Genomic DNA, 24,315 nt, shown 5'->3' with positions numbered 1-24,315 from the left:
TTAGCGGCGACGCTTCTCGATGTTGTAAACAAACGGCGCGACGATCTCGACGCTGCCGCCTTTCAACATATCGGCCGGTGGCTTGGGCAGTGGCTGGGCACGACGGATCATGTCCAGGGTCGCACGGTCCAGGTCAGCGTTGCCGGAGCGGCCGACCAGCTCGTACGACAGCACGTTGCCTTCGGCATCGACTACAAAGCGCAGGCGGTTCAAACCTTCCTTGCCACGCTGTTGGGCGCTTGGCGGGTACTTCTTGTACTTCTGCAAATGCGCCAGCAGGGCGCCTTCCCAGGACGCCTTGGCCGCTACCTGTGCAGGCGATGGGCCGGGCACGGGCTGGGCGGACTTCTCAGCCGGGGCTTTGGTCGGTGGGGTTTCGCTCGGTGGCTCCTCGGAAGGTTTTTCCTTGGGCGGCTCGGGCTTCTTCTCCACGGGTTTGGGCGGCTGAGGCTTCGGTTTGGGCTTGACCGGCTTGGGTACCTGGATCGTGGGCTTGGGTGCCTCGGCCATTTTCGGCAGGGGCAGTTCTTCCACCGGTGCCGGCGGCTGCGGCGGTGTAATGACTTTGGGCGGTGCCGGAGGCGGCGGTGCAGGCATCGGCGCCAGGTCGATGACCATGGCCGCCGGTGGCAGTTGGACCGGATGCGGCGCGGACCATTGGAGCGCGATGATGATCGCGACGGCATGCACGCCCAGCACGACGGCGAGGCTGGTGCCATAACGCGTCAGTTTGTGGCGCGTCGTGATCATTTCTTGGCTGCCGTCTCAAGTCCGACCAGGCCAACCTTGAGGTAGCCGGCTGCCCGCAGGGCATCCATCACGCTCATCAGGTCGCCGTAGTCCACGCCCTTGTCGGCCTGGAAGAAGATCGTCGTGTCTTTCTTGCCTTGGGTCTTGGCGTCGAGCACCGGGCCCAGGGTTTCGGCTTTGACTTCTTCTTCGCCCAGGAACAGGCGTTGGTCCGCTTTGACGCTGAGGAAAATCGGTTTTTCCGGCCGCGGCGCAGGTTTGGCGCTGGACGCAGGCAGGTCGACCTTGATGTCCACGGTGGCCAGTGGGGCCGCCACCATGAAGATGATCAGCAGCACCAGCATCACGTCGATAAACGGTGTGACGTTGATTTCGTGGTTCTCGACGAGTTCGTCGTCGCCTTGATTCAAATGCAGGCCCATGGCCGATTACCCCACTTTCACCATGTGCGGTTGCGAGCTGCGCTCGGTAGGCAGGTGATCGAGGTCGCGGCTGACCAGCAGCAGGACTTCTGCCGATGCGTCCGATACCTGAGCCTTGTAGCCGGCAATCGAACGGGCAAAGACGTTGTAGATCACCACCGCAGGAATCGCGGCAACCAGGCCCAGAGCCGTAGCCAGCAGGGCTTCGGCGATGCCAGGGGCAACGACGGCGAGGTTGGTGGTCTGGGTTTTGGCGATGCCGATGAAGCTGTTCATGATGCCCCACACGGTGCCGAACAGGCCGACGAAAGGCGCGGTGGAACCAATCGTAGCCAGAACCCCGGTGCCGCTGCTCATGTTCCGGCCACAGGCTGCAACCAGCCGCTCCAGGCGGAAGCTGACGCGTTCCTTGATGCCTTCTTTTTCACGGGTATTGGCCGACAGGCGCATTTCTTCCAGCGCGTCCTGAACCAGCAGGTTGGCCAGGGTGCCCTTCTTGGTCGCGGTTTCGCTGGCTTGCTTGAGGGTGGTGGCCTTCTTCAGGTGGACGATTTCAGTGCGCAGGCGGCGCTTGGCGCCCAGCAGCTCGAAGCCCTTGGCGATCCAGATGGTCCAGGTAATGATCGAGGCGATGGCCAGGCCGATCATCACGGCTTTCACCACGACGTCGGCGTTCTGGTACATGCCCCAGGGTGACAGGTCATGGGCCATGCCCAAGGTGTTGTCTTGTTCGAGCACTACACCGGAGTCGTCGGCAGGTGCCGGGTTGGCCGCCTGGGCAGGGTCGGTGGCGACCGGTGCGGCAGCAGGCGCAGCCGGAGTTGCCGCGGTGTGCTCGGCAGCCGCCGGAGCGGCTGGGGCGGTGGCATCAGCGAAGGCGGCGGTCGGTGCCAGCAGTACGCTGAACAGCAGCGCAGCAATCGCACGCCAGGCGCGGGATGGGCTGCGAAGCTTGGTTGGCGAAGCGGGGTTTGTATTACGTGTCATGCTGGCCGGACCTGAGAGAGAAATGAGTGATCGTCCTGCCAGACCCTGTGAGGCCGAGGACAAATTGGGGGGTTATTATTGCAAGTAATTCTTGTTAACAAAAGTAATACAGTTACTTAATTTGTCCTTTTGCTGGCCGCTGGTCATCTCTGGCGGCTAATCTGCGCCTTTAAGAATGGAGTTTTGTGATGTCTGCGCCTTCTGTTGTAATTGCCGGTTGCGGCGATGTGGGTAGTCGGCTGGCTAGCCAATTGCTGGCCTCGGGATGGGAGGTTCATGGGCTGCGACGCGATATTTCGCGGCTTCCCGACGGGGTCATCGGCATTGCCGGCGACCTGTTCAAAAAAGATTGCCCTGACACCTGGCCGATCGGCGGGGTGGATTACCTGGTGTACTGCGCTGCTGCCACGGACCACGATGAAGCCGGCTATCGCGCGGCATATGTGCAAGGGTTGCAGCATGTATTGGAGTGGCTGGGCGACTACGGCCAGGAACCCAAGCATCTGTTGTTTGTGTCCAGCAGCAGTGTGTACGGCCAGCAAAAGGGTGAGTGGGTCGACGAAACCTCCGACACCCTGGCGAAGGGATATTCGGGCCAGGTGATGCTGGAGGCCGAGCAAGTGGCCCTTAACAGCGCAATCCCTGCGAGTATCGTGCGGTTGACCGGGATCTACGGTCCCGGCCGCGAATGGCTGTTGACCCAGGTGCGCCAGGGCTACCGCGTGGCAGTTGATCCACCTTTATATGGCAACCGGATTCACGCGGATGACGCCGCGGGCTTGCTCGCGTTTTTGTTGCGGCATGTGGAGCAGGGCGGTGCGCTGGATAAGATCTACATCGGCGTGGACGATGCGCCTGCGCCGTTGGCGGAAGTGGTCGGCTGGTTGCGCGAGTACCTGGGCGTAACCGAGTGGGCGGATGATGCGAGTGTGCGTCGTGCCGGCAGCAAGCAATGCAGCAATGCCCGCGCCAAGGCGCTGGGCTGGGTGCCGACGTATCCGACCTATCGCGAGGGGTATGCAGCGATTCTAAAGGGCTAAACGCGATCAAAAAAATGTGGGAGCGGGCTTGTTCGCGAATGCGCGGGTTCAGTCACTGATGATTTGACTGTTACACCGTATTCGCGAGCAAGCCCGCTCCCACATTTAGCGTTGTGTTTGGCTGCCTATTTTTTTTCAAGCAACCACTGTCGCGGGCCGGGCGTGAACGAAGGTACTTCGTCGGTATGCGCGGTGTTCACCGCCTGGAAAATTTCCAGCTGCTTGCCTTTGCGCACGAAGATCCACGGGTTGCCCTGGCCGTTCAGTTGCAGCCAGATACTGTCGTAGCCGCCGCTCATCGAGGCGCAGTCACCCGCCAGGCACAGCGAGTAGCGGTCGACGCCTGGCAGGCCAGCGACCTTGCCGTCAGCCTGGAACTGCACCGTGGCGCCGTCGCCGTTGCCGTCAGTGATCTTCCAGTCGTCGCCCATGTAGGCTGCATACAGCGCCCGTTCGAAGTTGGCGCCCAATGGCGCGCCCTCCGGAGCCGGGTCTTTGGCGCGGGCGAACAATTGTTCTGGCTCGTTATCGTTGGCCACTTGCAACAGTTGTTTGCCCTTGCGCTTGAGTTCGGTGGCCGAGCTGCCGTAGAACTCGACGCTCCAGGCGCCGGATTTCTCACCCAGCAACTTGCCTTCAGCGACTTCAAAACCATTGTAGTAGCGTGCCTGCGAAGCCTTGGTATTGACCTCCCATTCGAGGTTCGGGCCAAAGGATTGCAGGGCTTCACGCAAAGGGCCGCCCTTGGCTGCCGCGTTGATGGCGGCCTGGTTGATCCAGGTGCCGCTCACATCCAGGTCGGCGGGGTTGCTGGCGCAGCCGCCCAGCAACAGGGCGAGCAACGAAGAGGCTACAAGCGCTTTGCGCATTACGAAATCCTTCTAAAACGAAGTCGGCGCAGCCCGTGAAGGCTGCGCCGGGTGTTTTACTCGATGACCAGAATCGCGTCCATCTCAACCTGTGCGCCTTTAGGCAAGGCAGCAACGCCGATGGCGGCGCGGGCTGGGTACGGCTGTTCGAAGTACTTGCCCATGATCTCGTTGACCTTGGCGAAGTGGCTCAGGTCGGTGAGGAAGATGTTCAGCTTGACGATGTCCTTGAACGAACCGCCAGCGGCTTCGGCCACGGACTTGAGGTTTTCGAAGACTTGTACGGTTTGTGCTTCGAAGCCTTCAACCAGTTCCATGGTCTTTGGGTCCAGTGGGATCTGGCCGGACATGTAGACGGTGTTGCCCGCCTTGATCGCCTGGGAGTAAGTACCGATGGCGGCCGGGGCCTTGTCGCTGGTGATAACAGTCTTGGTCATGAGTGACTCCTTGTAAGAGAACGGCTATGCACGCATGCGGGTGATACGGATCACTCCCGTCAGGGCGCGCAGTTTCTTGATCACACGGGCCAGGTGCACGCGGTCGTGCACGCTGACCACCAGCTGGACCACGCTGATGCGGCCATCGCGCTCATCCATGCTGATTTTCTCGATATTGCCGTCGGCCGCGTTGACGCTGCTGGCCAGCAGGGCGATCAGGCCGCGCTGGTGCTCCAGCTCAACCCGCAGCTCGACGTTGAATTCACCGGTGACATCCTTGGCCCACGAAAGCTGGATGCATTTTTCGGGGTTGTGACGGATCTCGCTGATATTGCGGCAATTGTCCAGGTGCACCACCATGCCTTTGCCCGCAGACAAGTGGCCGACAATCGGGTCGCCCGGGATCGGCGTACAGCACTTGGCGTAGCTGAGCACCAGGCCTTCGGTGCCGCGAATGGCCAGCGGGCCTTCGGGGCTTGGCAGTTGTTCGCCTTCGCCGAGCAGGCGGCGGGCGACCACATAGGCCATGCGGTTGCCCAGGCCGATATCTTCCAGCAGGTCTTCGATGGTTTCCTGGCGGTACTCGTGGAGCATTGCTTGCACGCGTTCGGCCGGGATTTTTTCGAGGGCGCTGTCGAAACCGTTGAGCACCTTGTTCAGCAGGCGTTCGCCCAGGCTGATGGATTCGGAGCGGCGTTGCAGTTTGAGCGCGTGGCGGATGTGTGTCCGCGCTTTACCCGTGACCACGAAGTTAAGCCAGGCCGGATTCGGGCGCGCGCCGGGTGCACTGACGATCTCGACCGTGGAGCCGCTTTGCAGCGGTTCGGACAGCGGTGCGAGACGACGGTTGATCCGGCAGGCAATGCAGCTGTTGCCGACATCGGTGTGCACCGCGTAGGCAAAGTCGACCGCCGTGGAGCCTTTGGGCAGCTCCATGATCCGGCCTTTGGGCGTGAATACGTAGACCTCGTCCGGGAACAGGTCGATCTTCACGCTTTCGATAAATTCCAGGGAGTTGCCGGCACGTTGCTGCATTTCCAGCACGCCTTTGACCCACTGGCGGGCGCGGGCATGGGTGCCTTTGGGTTGCTCGTCGCCGCTGGATTTGTACAGCCAATGGGCGGCGATGCCGTTGTTGGCCATTTCTTCCATTTCCCGCGTGCGGATCTGGATCTCGATCGGCACCCCATGCATACCGAACAACGTGGTATGCAGCGACTGATAGCCGTTGGCCTTGGGAATGGCGATGTAGTCCTTGAAGCGGCCTGGCAGAGGTTTGTACAAATTATGTACAGCGCCCAGCACGCGGTAGCAGGTATCGACCTTGTCGACGATGATCCGGAACGCATACACGTCCATGATCTCGTTGAAGGCCCGGCGCTTGCCGCGCATCTTCTTGTAGATGCCGTAGATGTGTTTCTGCCGGCCGCTGACCTCGCCTTCAATCTCGTCGATCGCCAGGCAGTGGCTCAGCGACTCTTCGATCTTGTTGACGATTTCCTTGCGGTTGCCACGGGCGCGCTTTACCGCCTGGTAGATGCGCGCCGAGCGCATCGGGTGCATGGCCTTGAAGCCGAGGTCTTCGAATTCGATACGAATGGCATGCATGCCCAGCCGGTTGGCGATGGGCGCGTAGATTTCCAGGGTTTCCTTGGCGATGCGCCGGCGTTTTTCGCCGGACAGCACTTCCAGCGTGCGCATGTTGTGCAGCCGGTCCGCCAACTTGACCAGAATGACCCGAATGTCGCGGGCCATGGCCATGGCCATCTTCTGGAAGTTTTCTGCCTGGGCTTCGGCCTTGGTCTCGAAGTTCATCTGGGTCAGTTTGCTGACCCCGTCGACCAGTTCGGCCACGGTTTCGCCAAATTGCGCGCTGAGCGCTTCCTTGGCGATGCCGGTGTCTTCAATCACGTCATGCAGCATCGCAGCCATCAGGCTCTGATGGTCCATGTGCATGTCGGCGAGAATATTTGCCACGGCAAGAGGATGCGTGACATACGCTTCACCACTGCGGCGGCGTTGGCCGTCGTGGGCTTGTTCGGCGTAGAAATACGCTCGGCGGACCAGGTTGACCTGGTCTGGGCCGAGGTAGGCCGATAAGCGATCGGCGAGGGCGTCTATGCTCGGCAAAGTGTTAACTCCTGCCGTTGGCTGTGACCCCGCGCCGTGCTACGTCGACCAGGCATAGGCTTAGACGGCCTCGTTGGACTCGTCCTCGAACGCTGCAAACAGCGGTTCGTCTTCAACGATTTCGGCGTTAGCGATGAACTCGTAGCTCATCAGGCCTTCAGCGATTTCACGCAGGGCTACAACGGTAGGCTTGTCGTTTTCCCACTGGACCAGTGGCTCTTTGCCGCCAGTGGCCAATTGACGGGCACGCTTGGTAGAGAGCATGACCAGCTCAAAGCGGTTATCCACGTGTTCTAGGCAGTCTTCAACGGTTACGCGGGCCATGGTATTCCTCGGAGCGAATGCAAGATGCGCGCTGCCCGGTTGGGCGAGCGGACTAAACAGTTTAAAAAATCACCAGCGTTTAGGGAAGCGCTGTTTTTTCGCAGGCCCTCGCAAAACCGCTACAAGTGCCAATGTAAAGCCCTTGCAGCGGTTTTGGGAAGCGTCAATCAACCCAGCAGTTCGGCCAGTAATTTACCGAAACGCTGTTGTTGGCGCTTCTGCTGGAGCTGATTGGTACGGAAAATCGCCTTCAAATCGTCCAGGGCATGCGCAAAATCGTCGTTGATGATCAGGTAGTCATAGTCGACGTAGTGGCTCATTTCGCTGACGGCTTCACGCATGCGGCCTTCGATGATCTCGTCGCTGTCCTGGCCACGGTTGGTCAAGCGCTGGTGCAAGGCTTCGAGCGAAGGTGGCAGGATGAAGATCGAGCGCGCCTTGGGCATCAACTGACGCACTTGCTCAGCGCCCTGCCAGTCGATTTCCAGGATCAGGTCGTGGCCTTCGTCCAGGGTCTGCTGCAAATGGCTTTGCGAAGTGCCGTAGAGGTTGCCGAAGACTTCGGCACGCTCAAGGAAGTCGCCGTGTTCGATCATCTTCACGAACTCGGTGCGCTCGACGAAGTGATAGTGCACGCCGTCCACTTCACCCGGGCGCATGGCGCGGGTGGTGTGCGAGACCGAGATGCGGATTTGCTCGTCAGCGTCGGTCAGGGCCTTGACCAGGCTGCTCTTGCCCGCGCCCGAAGGGGCGGAAATGATGTAAAGGGTGCCGGTGCTGTGGGTCATGGAGGTTGCCTTACTCAATATTCTGTACTTGTTCGCGCATCTGCTCGATCAACACCTTGAGGTTGACCGCAGCCGTGGTGCTGCGCGGATCAAACGCCTTGGAGCCCAGTGTATTGGCTTCGCGGTTGAGTTCCTGCATCAGGAAGTCCAGGCGCCGACCGGCGGCACCGGCGGACTTGAGCACGCGGCGCACTTCGAGGATATGGGTGCTCAGGCGGTCGAGCTCTTCGGCCACGTCACTCTTCTGTGCCAGCAGCACCATTTCCTGCTCCAGGCGCACGGGGTCGAGGTCGGCCTTCATGTCGGTGAAGCGGTCGAGGACTTTCTGGCGTTGGGTGGCGAGCATCTGCGGCACCAGCTCGCGCAGGGTGACTACGTCGGCTTCGATCGAGGTCAGGCGCTCGTTGATCAGGCGGGCCAGTTCGGCGCCTTCGCGCTCGCGGCCGGCCTTGAGCTCCTTCAAACCCTGTGTAAACAAGGCGAGCGCTTCGGCGTTGAGGGCTTGCGGGTCGGTGGCGTCGGCCACGAGTACGCCGGGCCAGGCCAGCACTTCCAAAGGGTTGAGCGCGGCGGGCTGCTTGATCAGGCCGGCGATGGTTTCGGCGGCGGCAACCAGTTGCGCGGCGCGGTCGCGGTCGACTTGCAGTGGCTTACCGGTGGTTTCCTCGGTAAAGCGCAGGGTGCATTCGAGCTTGCCACGGGAGATGCCCTGGCGCAGTGCTTCACGCACGGCGCCTTCGAGGTCACGGAAGGATTCCGGCAGACGCAGGTGCGGCTCCAGGTAACGGCTGTTGACCGAGCGCAGTTCCCAGCTCAGGGTGCCTTGGACGCCGGCTTTTTCGACGCGGGCGAAGGCGGTCATGCTGTGCACCATGGAGGTACCTCGCGATGCAGTCCCACAAATGCGGGCTGATGGGTAAATTGAAGCCGACAGGCTGCGAAGGCGCAGGATTGTAGCGCAGTGGGGCGAGCGCGCCCAAACAATGGGCAATAGGCTCGCCATTCGTAACCGAATTTTTTAGAAGTGCCCCGAATCGGTTCGCGGCTCTATAATGCTCGGCAGTTTTTCGTCCTCCGTACAGGTATCCCCTATGAAACGTCCAAGTGGTCGCGCTGCCGATCAGCTCCGCTCGATCCGCATCACCCGCAACTACACCAAACACGCCGAGGGATCTGTACTGGTCGAGTTTGGCGATACCAAGGTGATCTGCACCGTCAGCGTCGAAAACGGCGTGCCGCGTTTCCTCAAGGGCCAGGGCCAGGGTTGGTTGACCGCCGAATACGGCATGCTGCCGCGCGCCACCGGCGAGCGTAACCAGCGTGAAGCCAGCCGTGGCAAGCAAGGCGGCCGTACCCTGGAAATCCAGCGTCTGATCGGCCGCTCCCTGCGTGCAGCCCTGGACATGTCCAAGCTGGGCGACGTTACCCTGTACGTCGATTGTGACGTGATCCAGGCTGATGGCGGCACGCGCACCGCTTCCATCACCGGCGCTATGGTGGCCCTGGTCGATGCACTCAAAGTGATCAAGAAACGCGGCGGCCTGAAAGGCGGCGACCCGCTCAAGCAAATGATTGCTGCGGTGTCGGTCGGCATGTACCAGGGCGAGCCCGTGCTGGACCTGGACTACCTGGAAGACTCGGCTGCCGAGACCGACCTGAACGTAGTGATGACCAGCACCGGTGGTTTCATCGAAGTGCAGGGCACCGCCGAAGGCGCGCCATTCCAGCCGGCCGACCTGAACGCCATGCTGGCCTTGGCCCAGAAAGGCATGACCGAAATTTTCGAGCTGCAGAACGCCGCACTGGCTGACTGAGTCGGCCTCAAGGAGAAACGCCATGAATGACAGCCAACTACCCGTGCCTACGCCTTCCTACGAAGTGCGTCAGGGAGCCATGTTGTGTCACTTGGCGGCGTTTCTGGGGTTTGTGTTCCCCTTCGGCAGCGTCGTAGGGCCGCTGATCCTGTGGCAGATGAAAAAGGAAGTGGACCCGTTCATTGATGATCAGGGCAAGGAAGCCTTGAACTTCCAGATCACCGTGGCCATCGCCTGGATGGCGTGCATCGTGCTGGCTTTTGCGGTCATCGGCTTTTTCCTGATGTTTGCACTGGCCATCGGCACTATCGTGCTGACGATCATAGGTGCGATCAAAGCCAACAAAGGCATCGCCTATCGCTATCCCTTGACCTGGCGAGTGGTCAAATAACGCGGGTTCGGCCGACAGGCATCCACAAAAAAACCGACAACGATGTCGGTTTTTTTGTGCCTGGGAAAAGACCTCAGATGGTCAGTGTCCAGTCGTAGTCCACGATCAGTGGTGCGTGCTGCGAAAAGCGTGGCTGGCGCGGCAGACGTGCGCTGCGAACAAACCGGCGCAGACCTGGGGTCAGCAACTGGTAGTCGAAACGCCAGCCCAGGTTGAGCATCTCAGCCTGTTCGTTATCCGGCCACCAGCTGTACTGGTCGCCTTCACGGCTGACTTCACGCAGGGCATCAACATAGCCCATGTTGCCGACAATCTCGTCCATCCAGGCACGTTCTGGTGCCAGGAAGCCCGGGGATTGCTGGCTGTCACGCCAGTTCTTGATATCCAGCTTCTGTTGCGCCACGTACAGCGAGCCACAATAAATGTACTCGCGACGTTTGCGTCGCTGTTTATCCAGGTAACGGGCGAAATCGTCCATTAGCTTGAACTTCTGGTTCAAGTCTTCATCGCCGTTCTGCCCCGAAGGGAGCAGCAAGGTCGCGATGCTGACCTTGTCGAAATCGGCTTGCAGGTAGCGCCCGTAGCGGTCGGCTGTCTCGAAGCCGAGGCCGCTGATGACCGCCTTGGGTTGCAACCGCGAGTACAAAGCCACGCCACCTTGGGTGGGCACTTCGGCATCGCAGGCATAAAGGAAGTAGCCATCCAGTTGGAAGGCTGGGTCGTCCAGTTCAAAGGCGGAGGCGCGGGTGTCCTGCAGGCAGATGACGTCGGCATTCTGTGCTTGCAGCCAACTGAGCAAACCACGCTCGACTGCAGCCTGAATACCATTAACGTTCACACTGATGATCCGCATAAATGGCCCCAAAAATCGCGTGCGTGTATGATACACGCCGTCTACCTAATTAGCTAAATCCGTGGTATCTGAGGCTTTTTTCATGCAGGCGTATCAACGCGATTTCATTCGTTTTGCCATCGATCGCGGCGTTTTGCGCTTCGGTGAGTTCACCCTGAAGTCCGGGCGCACCAGCCCATACTTCTTCAATGCAGGCTTGTTTAACTCGGGTTCGGCCCTGGCTCAGCTGGGCCGTTTCTACGCGGCAGCCATTGTTGAAAGCGGTATTTCCTTCGACGTACTGTTTGGCCCGGCCTACAAGGGTATCCCGCTGGCGGCCGCGACGGCCGTTGCGTTGGCCGAACATCATGGGCTTGATCTGCCGTGGTGCTTCAACCGTAAAGAGGCCAAGGCTCACGGCGAAGGCGGCAGCCTGGTGGGTGCTCCGCTTAAAGGCGACGTGCTGATTATCGACGACGTGATCACTGCCGGCACCGCGATCCGTGAAGTGATGCAGATCATCGCTTCCCAGGAGGGCGCCAAGGCGGCCGGCGTGTTGATCGCTCTGAACCGCCAGGAGCGCGGCAACGGTGAGTTGTCGGCAATCCAGGAAGTGGAGCGTGATTTCGGCATTCCGGTGGTGAGCATCGTGTCGTTGAACCAGGTGTTGCAGTTCCTGGAAGATGACCCGCAGCTCAAGCAGCATTTGCCGGCGGTTAAGGCATACCGCGAGCAGTTCGGCGTCTGACACGGCGGCCCATGCAAGCCAGCTCCCACAAAAAAGGCCCCGCTCAATTTGATTGAGCGGGGCCTTTTGGTTTGCCGCGTTTAAGGACGCTTGCGATTGCTGATCAGCGTACCCACACCGGTATCGGTGAAGATTTCCAGCAGGATCGCATTCGGTACCCGACCATCCAGGATCAGCGAGCTACCGACGCCGCCTTGCACTGCTTCCAGCGCGCAACGGATCTTCGGCAGCATGCCGCCGTAGATCGTGCCGTCGGCGATCAGCTCGTCCACCTGCTGGGTCGTCAGGCCGGTCAACACCTTGCCTTCCTTGTCCATCAGGCCGGCGATGTTGGTCAGCAGCATCAGCTTTTCAGCTTTCAGCGCTTCGGCCACTTTACCGGCGACCAGGTCGGCGTTGATGTTGTAGGACTCACCGTTGGCACCTACACCGATCGGCGCGATCACCGGAATGAAGTCGCCTTTGACCAGCAAGTTCAGCAGGTCGGTGTTGATGCCGATGACTTCGCCTACCTGGCCGATGTCGATGATTTCCGGCTGGGTCATTTCCGGCGTCTGACGGGTAACGGTCAGTTTTTTCGCGCGAATCAGCTCCGCGTCTTTGCCGGTCAGGCCGATGGCGCTGCCGCCATGACGGTTGATCAGGTTGACGATGTCCTTGTTCACCTGGCCGCCGAGGACCATCTCCACCACGTCCATGGTCTGCGCGTCAGTAACGCGCATGCCATCGATGAAGTGACTCTCGATCGACAAGCGCTTGAGCAAATCGCCGATTTGCGGGCCGCCACCGTGCACAACTACCGGGTTGATCCCGACAGCTTTCATCAACACGATGTCGCGGGCAAAGCCGGTTTTCAGCTCCTCGCTTTCCATGGCATTGCCGCCGTACTTGATCACCAGCGTCTTGCCGACGTAGCGTCGAATGTAAGGCAACGCTTCGGACAGGACCTTGGCGGTATTGGCAGCGGCTTCGCGTTCGAGGGTCATTCAGGGCTCCGGTAAAAAATCAGAACGGTAATTGGAGATCAGGGGCAACACGTTTCAACTGGGCGTGGAACACGTCCTTGATGCGCTGCAACTCAGCCTCGGTATCCGCCTCGAAGCGCAGGACCAGCACCGGTGTGGTGTTGGACGCGCGAACCAGGCCCCAGCCTTTGGCGTAATCGACTCGCACACCATCAATGGTGGTCAGGTTGGCGCCTTCACCCCATTGCGCATCGTGCAGTGCGTCAATGATGCTGAATTTGCTCTCCTCGGTCACATGGATATTGATCTCTGGCGTAGAAATATCATTCGGGAAGGTCTGAAACAGCTCCTGCGCCGTGGATTTTTCCTTGCTGAGGATCTCCAGCAGACGGGCGGCGCTGTAAATGCCGTCGTCAAACCCGAACCAGCGCTCCTTGAAGAACACATGGCCGCTCATCTCGCCAGCCAACAGCGCGCCGGTTTCCTTCATTTTCTTTTTGATCAACGAGTGACCGGTCTTCCACATGAGTGGGCGACCGCCGTATTCCTTGATCAGCGGCGTGAGACGGCGGGTGCATTTTACGTCGAAGATGATTTCAGCATTGGGATTGCGCGCTACCACGTCTCGGGCGAACAGCATCAGCAAGCGGTCTGCGAACACATTCTCGCCGGTGTTGGTCACCACGCCGACGCGATCACCGTCACCGTCGAACGCCAGGCCCACGTCGGCGCCGGTTTCCTTGACCTTGGCGATCAGGTCTATCAGGTTTTCAGGTTTGCCCGGGTCCGGGTGGTGGTTGGGGAAGTTGCCGTCAACGTCGCAGAACAGCGGGATAATTTCGCAGTTCAGGGCTTCGAGCAGCTGCGGGGCGATCACGCCGGCCGCGCCGTTGCCACAGTCCACCACCACTTTGAGGCGGCGTGCGAGTTTGACGTCGCCGGTGATTTGGTCGGAGTAGCGTTGAAGAATGTCGACTTGGGTAATGCTGCCTTTACCGCTGGTCAGGTCGTTGTTCTTCAGGCGGTTGTGCAGGGCCTGGATCTGTTCGTTGGCCAGGGTATCGCCGGCGATGACGATCTTGAAGCCGTTGTAGTCCGACGGGTTATGGCTGCCGGTGAGCATCACCCCGGATTTGCCGGCCAGTACGTTGGCGGCGTAGTACAGCGCAGGCGTCGGCACCAGGCCGACGTCGCTGACGTGGCAGCCGCTGTCGGCCAGGCCCTGGATCAGTTGTTCCACCAGTTCCGGGCCGGACAAGCGGCCGTCACGGCCTACCGAAACATTGGGCTCGCCCTGGGCCAGGCTCTGGGAGCCAATGGCCCGACCGATCCAATAGGCGGTTTCGGCGGTCAGGGTCTTGGGCACCACACCACGAATGTCGTAGGCGCGAAAGATGCTGTCGGGGAATGTCGGGGCTACTCGGGCTGCGGTACTCATCGCGGGGGGGGAACTCCATCTGAAGGGGGGCAAGGCTGGCCTTAAAGTGGCTGACCGGCAGGCTCAAACTGAAGGGTAAGACGGCGTTTTCGGCAGAGAGTTCGTGGTGTAAAAGTGCCATCGGAGTACTGGCTCCGTTTTCGTTTTCGCGTAATTCATTGATTTTATTAGAAAAATCTCGCTGAATAAAACCGCGCATTCTTCATCCTGAATAGCCATGCGGTGACGTCTTGCCGGACAACTGCGCCCGGCAAGATTCAGCTTAGTCAGTGGCTGCCGGAATGCCCAAAACCACCTGCGCCGCGTTGAGTTTCGTCGAACTCCTGTACCAGTTCGAAGTGCGCCTGTACCACCGGCACCAGCACCAACTGGGCGATGCGCTCGCCAACGGCGATGTTGAACGCGGTGTTGCCACGGTTCCAGCACGACACCATCAGCTCGCCCTGGTAATCCGAATCGATCAGGCCCACGAGGTTGCCCAGCACGATGCCGTGTTTGTGGCCCAGGCCGGAGCGCGGCAGGATCAGCGCCGCCAGGCCAGGGTCGCCGACATAGATCGACAGGCCAGTAGGAATGAGGAGGGTCTGGCCCGGCTCAAGGACCGTGTCCTGCTTGAGCATGGCGCGTAGGTCCAGGCCGGCGGAGCCCGGTGTGGCGTAGGCCGGCAGCGGGAATTCGTTGCCGATGCGAGGGTCGAGGATCTTGGCTTGCAAAGCGTGCATGTAAATTAAACCTGGTTCAGCCGTTGGGCGATAAATGAGATCAGTTGGCGGGCAATCTTGCCTTTGCTGGTCTGGGCGAAAACGGTGGCGTGCAACTCGCGGTCGATCACGCTGATGGCATTTTCCTCACTGTTGAAGCCGATGCTCGGGTTGGCGACATCGTTGGCAACGATCAGGTCGAGGTTTTTGTCTTTCAATTTGCGCGCGGCATAGTCCAGCAGGTGCTCGGTCTCGGCGGCGAAGCCGACACTGAATGGCCGGTCCGGGCGGGTGGCGATGGTCGCCAGAATGTCCGGGTTGCGCACCATTTGCAGGAGCAGGCCATCGCCGCTTGTAGGGTCTTTCTTGAGCTTTTGCGGGGCGACGACTTCCGGGCGGTAGTCTGCAACCGCTGCCGAGGCGATAAACAGCTCGCAGGGAATGGCTGCTTCACAGGCCGCCAACATGTCCCGGGCACTGACTACGTCGATGCGCGTGACGCGATCGGGGGTTGGCAAGTGCACCGGACCGGTGATCAGGGTGACGCGTGCGCCTGCCTCAACCGCGGCTTCGGCCAAGGCAAAGCCCATTTTTCCTGAGCTATGGTTGGTGATGTAACGCACCGGGTCGATGTTTTCCTGGGTCGGGCCAGCGGTGATCAGTACGTGTTTGCCGGTGAGTGCCAGGTGCTGGAAGCACTCTGCGGCGCACTGCGCCAGGTCGGTGGCTTCGAGCATGCGGCCCATGCCCACGTCGCCGCAGGCCTGGCTGCCGGAGGCCGGGCCGAACACTTTGAGGCCACGGCTCTGCAGGAGTTGGGTGTTGGCCTGGGTGGCCGGGTCGCGCCACATGGCCTGGTTCATGGCCGGGGCGATGGCGACGGTAGCGTCGGTGGCCAGTACCAGGGTGGTCAACAGGTCATCGGCAATGCCTTGGGCCAGACGCGCGATCAGGTCGGCAGTGGCCGGGGCGATCAGCACCAGGTCAGCCCATTTGGCCAGCTCGATATGGCCCATGGCGGCTTCGGCCGCCGGGTCCAACAGGTCCAGGTGAACGGGGTGGCCGGACAGGGCTTGCATGGTCAGTGGGGTGATGAACTCACTGCCACCGCGTGTCATGACCACGCGCACTTCGGCGCCCTGGTCCAGGAGCCTGCGAACCAGCTCTGCGCTCTTGTAGGCGGCAATGCCGCCGCCGACGCCGAGAACGATGCGTTTCCGATACAGACGCTGCATTGGTTTGCCTTTCCAGTTCAGTGATGCCAGTTCAGTGACGCCTGCGATGCCCCCTCCCCAGGTGAAATCGCACGCAAAAAAGAGGGCTTAAGATAACACAGCGACCGCCGGGCAACAGCGGCGCACATGCACACGGAGGTGGGATGAGTATTCGCGATTGGCCTGTGGCTGAGCGTCCACGGGAGAAGCTTTTGGAGTGGGGCGCGGCGAGTCTGTCCGATGCCGAGTTGTTGGCAATCTTCCTGCGCACCGGGGTTTCGGGCAGAAGTGCGGTGGATCTGGCGCGCCATCTATTGGCCCAATTCGGAGGCCTTCGACCGTTGTTGGAGGCTAGCCAGACGCTGTTCATCCAGCATTTGGGGTTGGGCCCGGCGAAGTTTGCCCAGTTGCAGGCGGTGCTGGAAATGTCCCGGCGCCACTTGGCCGAGCGCCTGCGTAGCGATTCGGTATTGGAGAGTCCGCTCGCCGTGCGTGACTACCTCAAGGCGCTGTTACGGCATGAGCCCCACGAAATCTTCGGCTGTCTGTTTCTCGATTCAAAACATCGTGTGCTGGGCTTCGAGGCGTTGTTTGAGGGCACCATCGACACCGCCATCGTTTACCCTCGGCAGGTGGTCAAGCGTGCGCTTGCATATAACGCGGCAGCGCTGATCCTGTGCCATAACCATCCTTCCGGGAGTGTCGAACCGAGTGCGGCTGATCGAAAATTAACCAAGTTGCTGCAAAAGGCATTGGAAGTCGTGGATGTGCGAGTGCTGGACCACATCATTGTGGGCGACGGTGACCCGCTGTCGATGGCGGAATATGGGTGGCTGTAGCCCCGCCCCATTGGGGCAGGGCGGGCTTTCACGGTTTGACGCTGACCTTGGAGAAGTCCTGGCGCCCAAACGGGCTCACCTGGTAGCCCTCGACATTCTTGCGCGCCAGAGCGAACGCCGTCGGGTGTGCAAGCGGTAGCCACAGGGCTTGTTGCTGGATCTGTGCCTGGGCCTGTTGATACAGCTTGCTGCGTACACCTTGCTCGCTGGTGGTCTTGCCGGCGCTGATCAGTTTGTCCAGGGCAGGGTCGCAGTAGCGGGCGAAGTTGGTGCCGGATTTCACCGCCGCGCAGGAGAATTGCGGGGTCAGGAAGTTATCTGGGTCGCCGTTGTCGCCAGCCCAACCCATGAACAGCAGGTCATGCTCACCGGCTTTGGCGCGGCGAATCAGTTCGCCCCACTCGATCACACGGATCTCTGCCTGGATGCCGACTTTGGCGAGGTCCGCCTGCAGCAGCTGCGCGCCGAGGTTGGGGTTGGGGTTCAGCAGGCTGCCAGTGGGGCGAGTCCAGATCGTGGTCTTAAAGCCATTCTTGAGCCCGGCGCGATCCAGCAGCGCCTTGGCTTTGGCGATGTCCTGTGGATAACCCGGCAAATCCTTGGCATAGCTCCAGGTATTCGGTGGATAAATGCCATTGGCTACTTCGGCGGTGCCTTCAAATACCGCTTTCAGGTAGCTGTTCTTGTCGAAGGCCAGGTTGATCGCCTGCCGTACTTCGGGCTTGTCCAGCGGCGGGTGCTGGCTATTGATCGCAACGAATGCGGTCATGAAGGCTGGGGTTTTTTCTACTTTGAGTGCGGGATCTTTCTCGGCTTCACCCACATCCAGCGGCTTGGGCGACAGCGCGATCTGGCACTCATCGCGGTGCAGCTTCTGCAGACGCACGTTGGCATCCGGCGTAATGGCGAAGAGCAAGTTATCCACAGCCGGTTTGCCGGCGAAGTAATCCGGGTTGGCTTTGTAACGCACTACGGCATCTTTTTGGAAACGCACAAAAACGAACGGCCCGGTGCCGATCGGCTGGCTGTTGAGCTTTTCGGGCGTGCCGGCCTTGAGCAGTTTATCGGCGTATTCGGCCGGGTAGATCGAGGCAAAGCCCATGCTGAGGGCCGCGAGGAAGGTCGAGTCGGCGTGATCGAGGGTGAAACGCACGGTCAGCGGGTCAAGGGCGTCGATCTTCTTGATCAGTGCCGGCAATTGCAGAGACTGCGCATGCGGGAAGCCGCTCTGGGCAATCTTGTGCCACGGGTTGGCCGGGTCGAGCATGCGCTCAAAGCTGAAACGCACGTCTTCGGCGGTCAGGGTGCGACTCGGGGTGAAATACTCGGTGCGGTGGAATTTGACGTCCGGGTGCAGCTTGAAGGTGTAGGTCAGGCCGTCCGGCGACACTTCCCAGCTGTCTGCGAGGCTCGGCACCAGCTTGCCGCTGGCGGCGTCGTAGTCCACCAGGCGGTTCATCAGCACATCGGCCGAAGCATTGGTGGTGGTCAGGGAGTTGTACTGCACCACATCGAACCCTTCGGGGCTGGCCTCGGTGCAAACGCTCAAACTGGTGGCGGCTTGGGCCAGCGGCGCGATAAAGAGAGGGGCTAGCAATAGCGGTAGGGCAGCGAGGCGCATATTCAGTTTCCTTTGCAGATCGAAGGCCCATCTGCGAGTGCAGTCTGGAAAAAGCCTACCGTAGTGGTCTGTTTGATAAATGACTAGCCCATTTTTGCCTGTGCTTTTGGCGTAAATGCTGTTTTGATGGCGCCTCAGCGCGTTTCGTCTTGTACTTTTGTGTGCTGGCGGGCGTGGTAAATCATTCTGTGCGACGAGCGGTCGGCTGTTACAGCGGCCCCTCCTGGCAACGGTTCAGGCGTCTGTCGCCAACATTTATGCCGGTAAAAACACACGGGCTGTTGTTGCACTTGGGTCTTTCTGGTATAAAGCAGCGCTCTTTTCTAGGGGCCCGGTTCCTTCACTGTAGGTGTAGCCGGTAAGACCCTTAAAGAAACGCGGCGCCTGGCGCCAAATGACTGAGAGATTAAGCGGCCAACCCATGCCGGGTTGGGCATGTGGTTTTAGAGGGCTGAGGCATGTCGAGAGTCTGTCAAGTTACCGGTAAGGGTCCGGTGACTGGGAATAACATTTCCCACGCAAATAACAAAACCCGTCGTCGTTTCCTGCCGAACCTGCAGCATCACCGCTTCTGGGTTGAAGAAGAGAAACGTTTTGTTCGCCTGCGTGTATCTGCCAAAGGCATGCGTATCATCGACAAGCGTGGCATCACTGTCGTGCTGGCCGAAATCCGCGCCGCTGGCAAGATCTAAGGAGCTTTATCATGCGTGAATTGATTCGAATGATCTCTAGCGCCGGTACTGGTCACTTCTACACTACCGACAAGAACAAGCGTACTACCCCGGACAAGCTCGAAAAGAAAATGTTCGACCCGCGCGTTCGCAAGCACGTGATCTACAAAGAAGGCAAAATCAAGTAATTGATTTTCTTCCTTGTGAAAAAAAGCCCGTATCTCACGATCCGGGCTTTTTTTTGCCTGTGATTTGTTGATCAGGCTTTCTGTTCGAACACCACGTAGATCTTGCGGCACGGCTCCAGCACTTCCCAAGTGCCGCTGAACCCGGCGGGGATCACGAAGCGGTCGCCGGCGCGCAAGGTCTTGGCGTTGCCGTCGGCATCGCGCAACACGGAAACACCCTGCACAATCTCGCAGTACTCATGCTCCGTGTAATTGACCTTCCAATGCCCGACTTCACCTTCCCACACGCCGGCGCTCATCTGGCCGCACGGACTGTTGTAGTGGTTGTAGATCGTTTGTTCGGGGTCACCCTTGAGGATTTTCTCGGCGGCCGGACGGTAGCGGTCTGGGGCGGTGTTGGCTTGGCTGAAGTCGACGATGTCCTGGATGCTCATGTGCGTGTCCCGTCTGGCCTGCGGTTGGTGAGCCCAAAGTCTATGTTTATTAAAATGAACATCGCAAGGGCGTTTACCGCCGTTATGTCAAATATATTGAAACATCCCCAGCCGCTGGTTTAGGGTGGCAGCTGCCTTGAGCCGAACAGCAGGCTGGCCGGGCAAGAATTCTTTGAGGCTGCCGGGGGACATCACCTGGCCCTTGTATTCAATAAGAGGAGGACACTCGCATGACCACCCTGACCCGTGCCGACTGGGAACAACGCGCCAAGGACCTGAAGATCGAAGGCCGCGCGTATATCAATGGCGAATACACCGCCGCTGTTTCCGGTGACACCTTCGAATGCATCAGCCCGGTCGATGGCCGCCTGCTGGCCACCGTTGCCAGCTGTGACGTCGCCGACGCCCAGCGCGCTGTCGAAAATGCCCGCGCCACGTTCAACTCCGGTGTCTGGTCGCGCCTGGCGCCGGCCAAGCGCAAATCCACCATGATCCGTTTCGCCGCATTGCTCAAGGCCAATGCCGAAGAGCTCGCGCTGCTTGAAACCCTGGACATGGGCAAGCCGATCACCGACTCCCTGGAAATTGACGTGCCTGGCGCAGCGAATGCGCTGAGCTGGAGCGGCGAGGCTATCGACAAGATCTACGACGAAGTTGCCGCCACCCCGCATGATCAGCTGGGTCTGGTGACCCGGGAGCCGGTCGGTGTTGTCGGCGCGATCGTGCCGTGGAACTTCCCGTTGATGATGGCCTGCTGGAAACTCGGCCCGGCGCTGTCCACCGGTAACTCGGTGATCCTCAAGCCGTCTGAAAAATCCCCGCTGACCGCCATCCGAATCGCGGCTTTGGCCGTTGAGGCCGGTATTCCAAAAGGCGTGCTCAACGTACTGCCGGGTTATGGCCATACCGTGGGCAACGCGTTGGCGCTGCACATGGACGTCGACACCCTGGTGTTCACCGGTTCTACCAAGATTGCCAAGCAACTGTTGATTCGCTCCGGCGAGTCGAACATGAAGCGCGTGTGGCTGGAAGCCGGCGGCAAGAGCCCGAACATCGTGTTTGCCGATGCGCCGGATTTGCAAGCCGCTGCCGAATCCGCTGCTGGCGCCATCGCCTTCAACCAGGGCGAAGTGTGCACCGCCGGTTCGCGCCTGCTCGTGGAGCGTTCGATCAAGGACACCTTCCTGCCGCTGGTGATCGAGGCCCTCAAGGGCTGGAAGCCGGGCAACCCGCTGGACCCGGCGACCAACGTCGGCGCTCTGGTGGACACCCAGCAGATGAACAACGTGCTGTCGTACATCGAGGCCGGCCACGCCGACGGCGCCAAGCTGGTCGCGGGCGGCAAACGCACGCTGGAAGAAACCGGCGGTACCTACGTGGAACCGACGATTTTTGACGGCGTAACCAACGCCATGAAGATCGCCCAGGAAGAGATTTTTGGCCCCGTCCTGTCGGTTATCACCTTCGACAGCGCCGAAGAAGCCATCGCCATTGCCAACGACACCCAATACGGCCTGGCCGCGGCGGTGTGGACGGCGGATATCTCCAAGGCGCACCTGACCGCCAAGGCCTTGCGCGCCGGTAGCGTGTGGGTCAACCAATACGATGGCGGTGACATGACCGCGCCGTTTGGTGGCTTCAAGCAGTCGGGTAATGGCCGCGACAAGTCGCTGCACGCGTTCGACAAGTACACCGAGCTGAAGTCGACCTGGATCAAGCTGTAAGCCATACCGCTGATCCCCTGTAGGAGCCAGCTTGTGAGGGCGTCGGGTCTGCCGGCGATAGCAGCGCCAAGGTGTGACTGACACACCGAGGCGCCTGCAATCGCCGGTAAGCCCGGCTCCCGCATAAGCTCGTTCCTACAGTTCGTTTGCAACCTCGGACATTTTCCACAGGAGCGTGGGCATGCGTTGGGCGACATATTTCGCCGTCCTGGCTTCGGTACTCAGCGTCGGCCTGGCCCTGGGCGTCAGCATGCCGCTGGTGTCCCTGCGTCTCGAAGGCTGGGGTTACGGCAGTTTCGCCATTGGTGTGATGGCCGCCATGCCGGCCTTCGGCGTGCTGCTGGGAGCGAAGGTCTCCAGTCGGTTGGCCGCATGGCTGGGCACTGCGAACCTGATGCGTTTGTGCCTATGGGCCGGTGCAGTGTCTATTGGCCTGCTGGCAATCTTGCCCAGCTACCCGGTCTGGCTGGTGCTGCGGTTGATGATCGGGGTGATCCTGACCATCGTGTTTATCCTCGGCGAAAGCTGGATCAACCAGTTGGTGGTGGAGCAGTGGCGTGGCCGACTCGTTGCGCTGTATGGCTGCAGTTACGCCTTGAGCCAACTGTCTGGCCCGTTGCTTTTGGGCGTGCTGGGTACCGACCATGATTATGCTTTCTGGGTGGGCGTGGGCTTGTTGATGGTCGCGCCACTGCTGTTGCTGGGGCGCTCCGGTGCGCCAACGGCCGATTCCTTCAGCGTCACCTTCGGCGACCTATGGCGTTTTTGTCTGAGTCTGCCGGCGATTGGCTGGGCGGTGGCGTTGTTCGCCGCGTTCGAAGCGATGATTCTGACGCTGCTGCCGGTGTATTGCCTGCAGCAGGGGTTCACGGCCGAGATCGCCCTGGCCATGGTCAGCACGGTGGTGGTTGGCGATGCGCTGCTGCAATTGCCCATCGGCGCATTGGCTGACTACCTGCCGCGACGCACGCTGTTCTTGAGTTGTGCGGTGCTGTTGCTGGTCTCGAGCCTGGCGATTCCGCTGCTGCTGCACACGCCGCTGATCTGGCCGGTGTGGGTAGTCTTCGGCGCCAGCGCCGGCGGGTTGTTCACGTTGTCGCTGATCCTGATCGGCGAGCGCTATCGCGACGACGCGCTGGTGCGCGCCAACGCTCACGTGGCGCAGCTGTGGGGCATCGGTTGCCTGATCGGGCCGCTGGTGGCCGGTGCGGGCAGCCAATGGATCAGTGGGCATGCATTGCCGTGGTTGATGGCTGCCGGCGCGTTGGGGCTGGTGGTGCTGTTGCTGCGCCAGGGCGCATTTGGCGTTGCACAGCCCGCCTGATTTGAAATGCAATCAACTGTGCGAGCGGGCAAGCCCGGCTCCGACAGTTGATCTTCATTGTTCCTACAGCATGCGTTCCAATCCGACTGAGGTGGCGAACCAGGCATTAAACCGACGCCACCAGCTGCCGGGTTCACGGCTCAGCGTGTGCAATTGGCCATTGTCTTCGGTCACCCATACCACCTGGCCGTCCTGCAATTTCGCCTGGTAGCTCAAGGCTGGCGACATGCCTTGCAGCGCGAGGTTGCGTACGTGCTCGGCCAGCTCGGGGCTGTCTACCAGCACGCCGACTTCGGTGTTCCACAGCACCGAGCGCGGGTCGAAGTTGAACGAGCCGATAAACGACTTCTGCCGATCAAAGATCATCGCCTTGCTGTGCAGGCTGGAGTCCGAGCCGTGGAAGGCGCCCCGGCGAAACAAGTGCGGACCGCTGCCACCGCTGGGGTCGCCGGGCTGGCGGCGCAGCTCGTAGAGTTTCACGCCGTGCTCCAGCAACGCCTTGCGATAAGGCGCGTAACCACCGTGCACGGCCGGTACGTCCGTGGCCTCCAGGGAGTTGGTCAGCAGGCTGACCGACACGCCTGCATCGGCGCGGCCGGTGAGGTACACCAGCCCGGGCTGCCCAGGTACGAAATACGCCGAGATCATTATCAGCTCATGGTTCACGCCTTCCAGCTCCGGCGCCAGTTGGGTGGTGAGCAGCAAGCGTGGGTCTGGGTCGGCTTCGGCCAGCACCTTGCTCGGCGCATCCCACAATGCCTGGTTCCACGCCCAGATCAGCTCGCGGCGCCAGATGTTCATGCGCGGTTGGGTCTGGTAAGTGCGCAAGCGGTTATACAGCGCGTGATTCTGCTGGCGAGATTCGGCCAGCGAGTTTTGCAGGCGCACGCGTGCGGCGGCCAAGTCACCTTTGGACGGGCTGCTTGAGACGAAATCATCAATCGGTTTGCTCAGCGCGCTGTTCCAATACTGATCAAAGCTGTGCCCGAGCTGCTCGGCCACCGGGCCGACGCTGAGCATGTCGATATCGGTGAAGTTCAGGTTCGGCTCGGCGTCGAAATACTCGTCACCCAGGTTGCGCCCGCCAACAATTGCCACGCTGTTGTCCGCCAGCCACAGCTTGTTGTGCATGCGCCGGTGTTGGAGCGACAGGTTGAACAACCGCCCCATGGCTCGCGTCACGCCGGTGCTGCGGCCCAGGTGCAGGGGGTTGAACAGGCGAACCTGGATCTGTGGGTGGGCGGCGAGGGTGGCGATGGCTTGGTCGAGGCCGTCGCTGGTGGTGTCGTCCAGCAGGATGCGGATGCGCACGCCACGGTCAGCCGCTTTGAGCAGTTCATCCACCAACATGCGGGTGCTGATGCCGTCGTGCACGATGTAGTACTGCAGGTCGAGGCTGCTTTGGGCATTACGGATCAGTTCGGCGCGGGCCATGAAGGCTTCGCTGCTATTGGGCAGCAGGCGAAAGCCTGAGCGGCCCTGATACGGCGCGGCCTGGGCCTGGATCGAGCGGCCGAATGACGATTGCGCAGCGGGCAGCGCATCGCTGGGAATGCGCGGTGCATTGACTGTCGCGCAACCGCTCAGGGCCACGGCACCCAACAGGAAAAACGATAAAAGCCGTCGAATCATCAAGGGCGCTGCTTCCACATCAGGGCAATTGT

At 60.5% G+C, this 24,315-nt stretch carries 25 protein-coding genes and 1 pseudogene; 9 read left to right on the top strand and 17 right to left on the bottom strand.

Annotated elements, in window-relative coordinates; translation table 11 throughout:
- Genes A7D21_RS04815 through exbB form a run of 3 tightly spaced genes read right to left on the bottom strand, consistent with a single transcriptional unit; the run spans position 1 to position 2,159 of the window.
- The gene (locus tag A7D21_RS04815) at positions 1–750 is read right to left on the bottom strand and encodes an energy transducer TonB (protein WP_053258671.1); all 750 of its coding nucleotides are present in this window, start codon (positions 748–750) and stop codon (positions 1–3) included.
- The gene (exbD, locus tag A7D21_RS04810) at positions 747–1,172 is read right to left on the bottom strand and encodes a TonB system transport protein ExbD (protein ID WP_003195519.1); all 426 of its coding nucleotides are present in this window, start codon (positions 1,170–1,172) and stop codon (positions 747–749) included. Before exbD ends, A7D21_RS04815 begins: the two co-directional genes overlap by 4 nt.
- Positions 1,173–1,178: 6 nt before the next feature.
- Positions 1,179–2,159 carry a tonB-system energizer ExbB gene (gene exbB, locus A7D21_RS04805; protein WP_069551162.1) on the bottom strand — a complete coding sequence of 327 codons (981 nt, stop codon included), beginning with the start codon at positions 2,157–2,159 and terminating at the stop codon, positions 1,179–1,181.
- 188 nt (positions 2,160–2,347) lie between these two features.
- Here exbB and A7D21_RS04800 point away from each other — a divergent pair, with 188 nt between their 5' ends.
- Entirely contained in the window at positions 2,348–3,199 is an 852-nt protein-coding gene (locus tag A7D21_RS04800) for an SDR family oxidoreductase (protein WP_053258669.1), read from the top strand.
- 125 nt (positions 3,200–3,324) lie between these two features.
- Here A7D21_RS04800 and A7D21_RS04795 read toward each other — a convergent pair whose 3' ends face one another.
- From A7D21_RS04795 to A7D21_RS04770, 6 genes are all read right to left on the bottom strand, one after another.
- Positions 3,325–4,068: a hypothetical protein gene (locus A7D21_RS04795; RefSeq protein WP_069551161.1), complete on the bottom strand. Its 744-nt coding sequence runs from the start codon at positions 4,066–4,068 to the stop codon at positions 3,325–3,327.
- A 56-nt stretch (positions 4,069–4,124) separates the two neighbouring features.
- Positions 4,125–4,505, bottom strand: coding sequence for a RidA family protein (locus tag A7D21_RS04790; RefSeq protein ID WP_003176922.1), 381 nt, complete (start codon positions 4,503–4,505; stop codon positions 4,125–4,127).
- A 24-nt stretch (positions 4,506–4,529) separates the two neighbouring features.
- A complete protein-coding gene (gene spoT / locus A7D21_RS04785) occupies positions 4,530–6,635 on the bottom strand; it encodes a bifunctional GTP diphosphokinase/guanosine-3',5'-bis pyrophosphate 3'-pyrophosphohydrolase (RefSeq protein WP_053258667.1) in 2,106 nt (701 codons plus the stop codon).
- 60 nt (positions 6,636–6,695) lie between these two features.
- Positions 6,696–6,959 (bottom strand): DNA-directed RNA polymerase subunit omega, encoded by a 264-nt coding sequence (rpoZ, locus tag A7D21_RS04780; protein ID WP_003176920.1) that lies wholly within the window; start codon positions 6,957–6,959, stop codon positions 6,696–6,698.
- A gap of 167 nt (positions 6,960–7,126) precedes the next feature.
- Positions 7,127–7,747 carry a guanylate kinase gene (gmk, locus tag A7D21_RS04775; RefSeq protein WP_053258666.1) on the bottom strand — a complete coding sequence of 207 codons (621 nt, stop codon included), beginning with the start codon at positions 7,745–7,747 and terminating at the stop codon, positions 7,127–7,129.
- 10 nt (positions 7,748–7,757) lie between these two features.
- Positions 7,758–8,621 carry a YicC/YloC family endoribonuclease gene (locus A7D21_RS04770; RefSeq protein ID WP_053258665.1) on the bottom strand — a complete coding sequence of 288 codons (864 nt, stop codon included), beginning with the start codon at positions 8,619–8,621 and terminating at the stop codon, positions 7,758–7,760.
- A 217-nt stretch (positions 8,622–8,838) separates the two neighbouring features.
- Here A7D21_RS04770 and rph point away from each other — a divergent pair, with 217 nt between their 5' ends.
- Together rph and A7D21_RS04760 are read left to right on the top strand one after the other, a co-directional pair.
- The gene (gene rph / locus A7D21_RS04765; protein ID WP_003213280.1) at positions 8,839–9,561 is read left to right on the top strand and encodes a ribonuclease PH; all 723 of its coding nucleotides are present in this window, start codon (positions 8,839–8,841) and stop codon (positions 9,559–9,561) included.
- A gap of 22 nt (positions 9,562–9,583) precedes the next feature.
- The gene (locus tag A7D21_RS04760) at positions 9,584–9,952 is read left to right on the top strand and encodes a DUF4870 domain-containing protein (RefSeq protein ID WP_053258664.1); all 369 of its coding nucleotides are present in this window, start codon (positions 9,584–9,586) and stop codon (positions 9,950–9,952) included.
- A 73-nt stretch (positions 9,953–10,025) separates the two neighbouring features.
- Here A7D21_RS04760 and A7D21_RS04755 read toward each other — a convergent pair whose 3' ends face one another.
- Positions 10,026–10,805: an exodeoxyribonuclease III gene (locus tag A7D21_RS04755; protein ID WP_003195493.1), complete on the bottom strand. Its 780-nt coding sequence runs from the start codon at positions 10,803–10,805 to the stop codon at positions 10,026–10,028.
- A gap of 82 nt (positions 10,806–10,887) precedes the next feature.
- Here A7D21_RS04755 and pyrE point away from each other — a divergent pair, with 82 nt between their 5' ends.
- Positions 10,888–11,532 carry an orotate phosphoribosyltransferase gene (gene pyrE, locus A7D21_RS04750; protein WP_053258663.1) on the top strand — a complete coding sequence of 215 codons (645 nt, stop codon included), beginning with the start codon at positions 10,888–10,890 and terminating at the stop codon, positions 11,530–11,532.
- A gap of 80 nt (positions 11,533–11,612) precedes the next feature.
- Here pyrE and argB read toward each other — a convergent pair whose 3' ends face one another.
- The 4 genes and pseudogenes from argB to coaBC all read right to left on the bottom strand — a co-directional run bounded on the left by argB (position 11,613) and on the right by coaBC (position 15,871).
- Positions 11,613–12,518 carry an acetylglutamate kinase gene (gene argB, locus A7D21_RS04745; RefSeq protein ID WP_017735763.1) on the bottom strand — a complete coding sequence of 302 codons (906 nt, stop codon included), beginning with the start codon at positions 12,516–12,518 and terminating at the stop codon, positions 11,613–11,615.
- A 19-nt stretch (positions 12,519–12,537) separates the two neighbouring features.
- Positions 12,538–13,941 (bottom strand): annotated as a pseudogene (locus tag A7D21_RS04740) (phosphomannomutase/phosphoglucomutase); the annotation flags it as partial.
- 260 nt (positions 13,942–14,201) lie between these two features.
- Positions 14,202–14,657 (bottom strand): dUTP diphosphatase, encoded by a 456-nt coding sequence (dut, locus tag A7D21_RS04735; protein ID WP_053258661.1) that lies wholly within the window; start codon positions 14,655–14,657, stop codon positions 14,202–14,204.
- Positions 14,658–14,662: 5 nt separating this feature from the next.
- On the bottom strand, positions 14,663–15,871 hold the full coding sequence (gene coaBC, locus A7D21_RS04730; protein WP_053258660.1) for a bifunctional phosphopantothenoylcysteine decarboxylase/phosphopantothenate--cysteine ligase CoaBC: 1,209 nt from the start codon (positions 15,869–15,871) through the stop codon (positions 14,663–14,665).
- A gap of 143 nt (positions 15,872–16,014) precedes the next feature.
- Between coaBC and radC the strand changes: the two genes are divergently transcribed.
- On the top strand, positions 16,015–16,689 hold the full coding sequence (gene radC / locus A7D21_RS04725) for a DNA repair protein RadC (protein ID WP_053258659.1): 675 nt from the start codon (positions 16,015–16,017) through the stop codon (positions 16,687–16,689).
- Positions 16,690–16,717: 28 nt separating this feature from the next.
- Here the strand turns inward: radC and A7D21_RS04720 are convergent, their stop codons facing one another.
- Positions 16,718–18,310: an ABC transporter substrate-binding protein gene (locus A7D21_RS04720; RefSeq protein WP_069551160.1), complete on the bottom strand. Its 1,593-nt coding sequence runs from the start codon at positions 18,308–18,310 to the stop codon at positions 16,718–16,720.
- A 458-nt stretch (positions 18,311–18,768) separates the two neighbouring features.
- Between A7D21_RS04720 and rpmB the strand changes: the two genes are divergently transcribed.
- Together rpmB and rpmG are read left to right on the top strand one after the other, a co-directional pair.
- Positions 18,769–19,002: a 50S ribosomal protein L28 gene (rpmB, locus tag A7D21_RS04715; RefSeq protein ID WP_003176907.1), complete on the top strand. Its 234-nt coding sequence runs from the start codon at positions 18,769–18,771 to the stop codon at positions 19,000–19,002.
- Between the two features lie 11 nt (positions 19,003–19,013).
- Positions 19,014–19,169 carry a 50S ribosomal protein L33 gene (gene rpmG, locus A7D21_RS04710; RefSeq protein ID WP_003176906.1) on the top strand — a complete coding sequence of 52 codons (156 nt, stop codon included), beginning with the start codon at positions 19,014–19,016 and terminating at the stop codon, positions 19,167–19,169.
- 71 nt (positions 19,170–19,240) lie between these two features.
- Here the strand turns inward: rpmG and A7D21_RS04705 are convergent, their stop codons facing one another.
- A complete protein-coding gene (locus tag A7D21_RS04705) occupies positions 19,241–19,603 on the bottom strand; it encodes a cupin domain-containing protein (protein WP_053258657.1) in 363 nt (120 codons plus the stop codon).
- A gap of 230 nt (positions 19,604–19,833) precedes the next feature.
- On the opposite strand from A7D21_RS04705, the gene A7D21_RS04700 reads away from it, so the two are divergent.
- Together A7D21_RS04700 and A7D21_RS04695 are read left to right on the top strand one after the other, a co-directional pair.
- Complete coding sequence (locus A7D21_RS04700; protein WP_053258656.1) at positions 19,834–21,327, top strand: aldehyde dehydrogenase; 1,494 nt, start codon at positions 19,834–19,836, stop codon at positions 21,325–21,327.
- Between the two features lie 181 nt (positions 21,328–21,508).
- Entirely contained in the window at positions 21,509–22,651 is a 1,143-nt protein-coding gene (locus A7D21_RS04695) for an MFS transporter (protein WP_053258655.1), read from the top strand.
- Between the two features lie 63 nt (positions 22,652–22,714).
- Here A7D21_RS04695 and A7D21_RS04690 read toward each other — a convergent pair whose 3' ends face one another.
- Complete coding sequence (locus A7D21_RS04690; protein WP_069551193.1) at positions 22,715–24,283, bottom strand: phospholipase D family protein; 1,569 nt, start codon at positions 24,281–24,283, stop codon at positions 22,715–22,717.
- Positions 24,284–24,315: the final 32 nt, after the last annotated feature.

It is taken from the genome of Pseudomonas sp. AP19, from assembly GCF_001728855.1.
In the GTDB taxonomy this organism is placed as follows: domain Bacteria; phylum Pseudomonadota; class Gammaproteobacteria; order Pseudomonadales; family Pseudomonadaceae; genus Aquipseudomonas; species Aquipseudomonas fluorescens.
The sequence above is the reverse complement of the archived record's forward strand: the minus strand, read 5'-3'. Positions and strand labels throughout refer to the sequence as shown.

Excerpts from the sequence above, each read along its gene's own strand:
- A7D21_RS04690 (WP_069551193.1), bottom strand. The coding sequence starts at position 24,283 with ATGATTCGACGGCTTTTATCGTTTTTCCTGTTGGGTGCCGTGGCCCTG.
- A7D21_RS04815 (WP_053258671.1), bottom strand. The coding sequence starts at position 750 with ATGATCACGACGCGCCACAAACTGACGCGTTATGGCACCAGCCTCGCC.
- A7D21_RS04770 (WP_053258665.1), bottom strand. The coding sequence starts at position 8,621 with ATGGTGCACAGCATGACCGCCTTCGCCCGCGTCGAAAAAGCCGGCGTC.
- A7D21_RS04760 (WP_053258664.1), top strand. The coding sequence starts at position 9,584 with ATGAATGACAGCCAACTACCCGTGCCTACGCCTTCCTACGAAGTGCGT.
- pyrE (WP_053258663.1), top strand. The coding sequence starts at position 10,888 with ATGCAGGCGTATCAACGCGATTTCATTCGTTTTGCCATCGATCGCGGC.
- exbB (WP_069551162.1), bottom strand. The coding sequence starts at position 2,159 with ATGACACGTAATACAAACCCCGCTTCGCCAACCAAGCTTCGCAGCCCA.
- A7D21_RS04700 (WP_053258656.1), top strand. The coding sequence starts at position 19,834 with ATGACCACCCTGACCCGTGCCGACTGGGAACAACGCGCCAAGGACCTG.
- A7D21_RS04795 (WP_069551161.1), bottom strand. The coding sequence starts at position 4,068 with ATGCGCAAAGCGCTTGTAGCCTCTTCGTTGCTCGCCCTGTTGCTGGGC.
- radC (WP_053258659.1), top strand. The coding sequence starts at position 16,015 with ATGAGTATTCGCGATTGGCCTGTGGCTGAGCGTCCACGGGAGAAGCTT.
- rpmB (WP_003176907.1), top strand. The coding sequence starts at position 18,769 with ATGTCGAGAGTCTGTCAAGTTACCGGTAAGGGTCCGGTGACTGGGAAT.
- gmk (WP_053258666.1), bottom strand. The coding sequence starts at position 7,747 with ATGACCCACAGCACCGGCACCCTTTACATCATTTCCGCCCCTTCGGGC.
- exbD (WP_003195519.1), bottom strand. The coding sequence starts at position 1,172 with ATGGGCCTGCATTTGAATCAAGGCGACGACGAACTCGTCGAGAACCAC.
- coaBC (WP_053258660.1), bottom strand. The coding sequence starts at position 15,871 with ATGCAGCGTCTGTATCGGAAACGCATCGTTCTCGGCGTCGGCGGCGGC.
- A7D21_RS04695 (WP_053258655.1), top strand. The coding sequence starts at position 21,509 with ATGCGTTGGGCGACATATTTCGCCGTCCTGGCTTCGGTACTCAGCGTC.
- A7D21_RS04755 (WP_003195493.1), bottom strand. The coding sequence starts at position 10,805 with ATGCGGATCATCAGTGTGAACGTTAATGGTATTCAGGCTGCAGTCGAG.
- rpmG (WP_003176906.1), top strand. The coding sequence starts at position 19,014 with ATGCGTGAATTGATTCGAATGATCTCTAGCGCCGGTACTGGTCACTTC.
- A7D21_RS04800 (WP_053258669.1), top strand. The coding sequence starts at position 2,348 with ATGTCTGCGCCTTCTGTTGTAATTGCCGGTTGCGGCGATGTGGGTAGT.
- rpoZ (WP_003176920.1), bottom strand. The coding sequence starts at position 6,959 with ATGGCCCGCGTAACCGTTGAAGACTGCCTAGAACACGTGGATAACCGC.
- A7D21_RS04705 (WP_053258657.1), bottom strand. The coding sequence starts at position 19,603 with ATGAGCATCCAGGACATCGTCGACTTCAGCCAAGCCAACACCGCCCCA.
- dut (WP_053258661.1), bottom strand. The coding sequence starts at position 14,657 with ATGCACGCTTTGCAAGCCAAGATCCTCGACCCTCGCATCGGCAACGAA.
- rph (WP_003213280.1), top strand. The coding sequence starts at position 8,839 with ATGAAACGTCCAAGTGGTCGCGCTGCCGATCAGCTCCGCTCGATCCGC.
- A7D21_RS04720 (WP_069551160.1), bottom strand. The coding sequence starts at position 18,310 with ATGCGCCTCGCTGCCCTACCGCTATTGCTAGCCCCTCTCTTTATCGCG.
- A7D21_RS04790 (WP_003176922.1), bottom strand. The coding sequence starts at position 4,505 with ATGACCAAGACTGTTATCACCAGCGACAAGGCCCCGGCCGCCATCGGT.
- argB (WP_017735763.1), bottom strand. The coding sequence starts at position 12,518 with ATGACCCTCGAACGCGAAGCCGCTGCCAATACCGCCAAGGTCCTGTCC.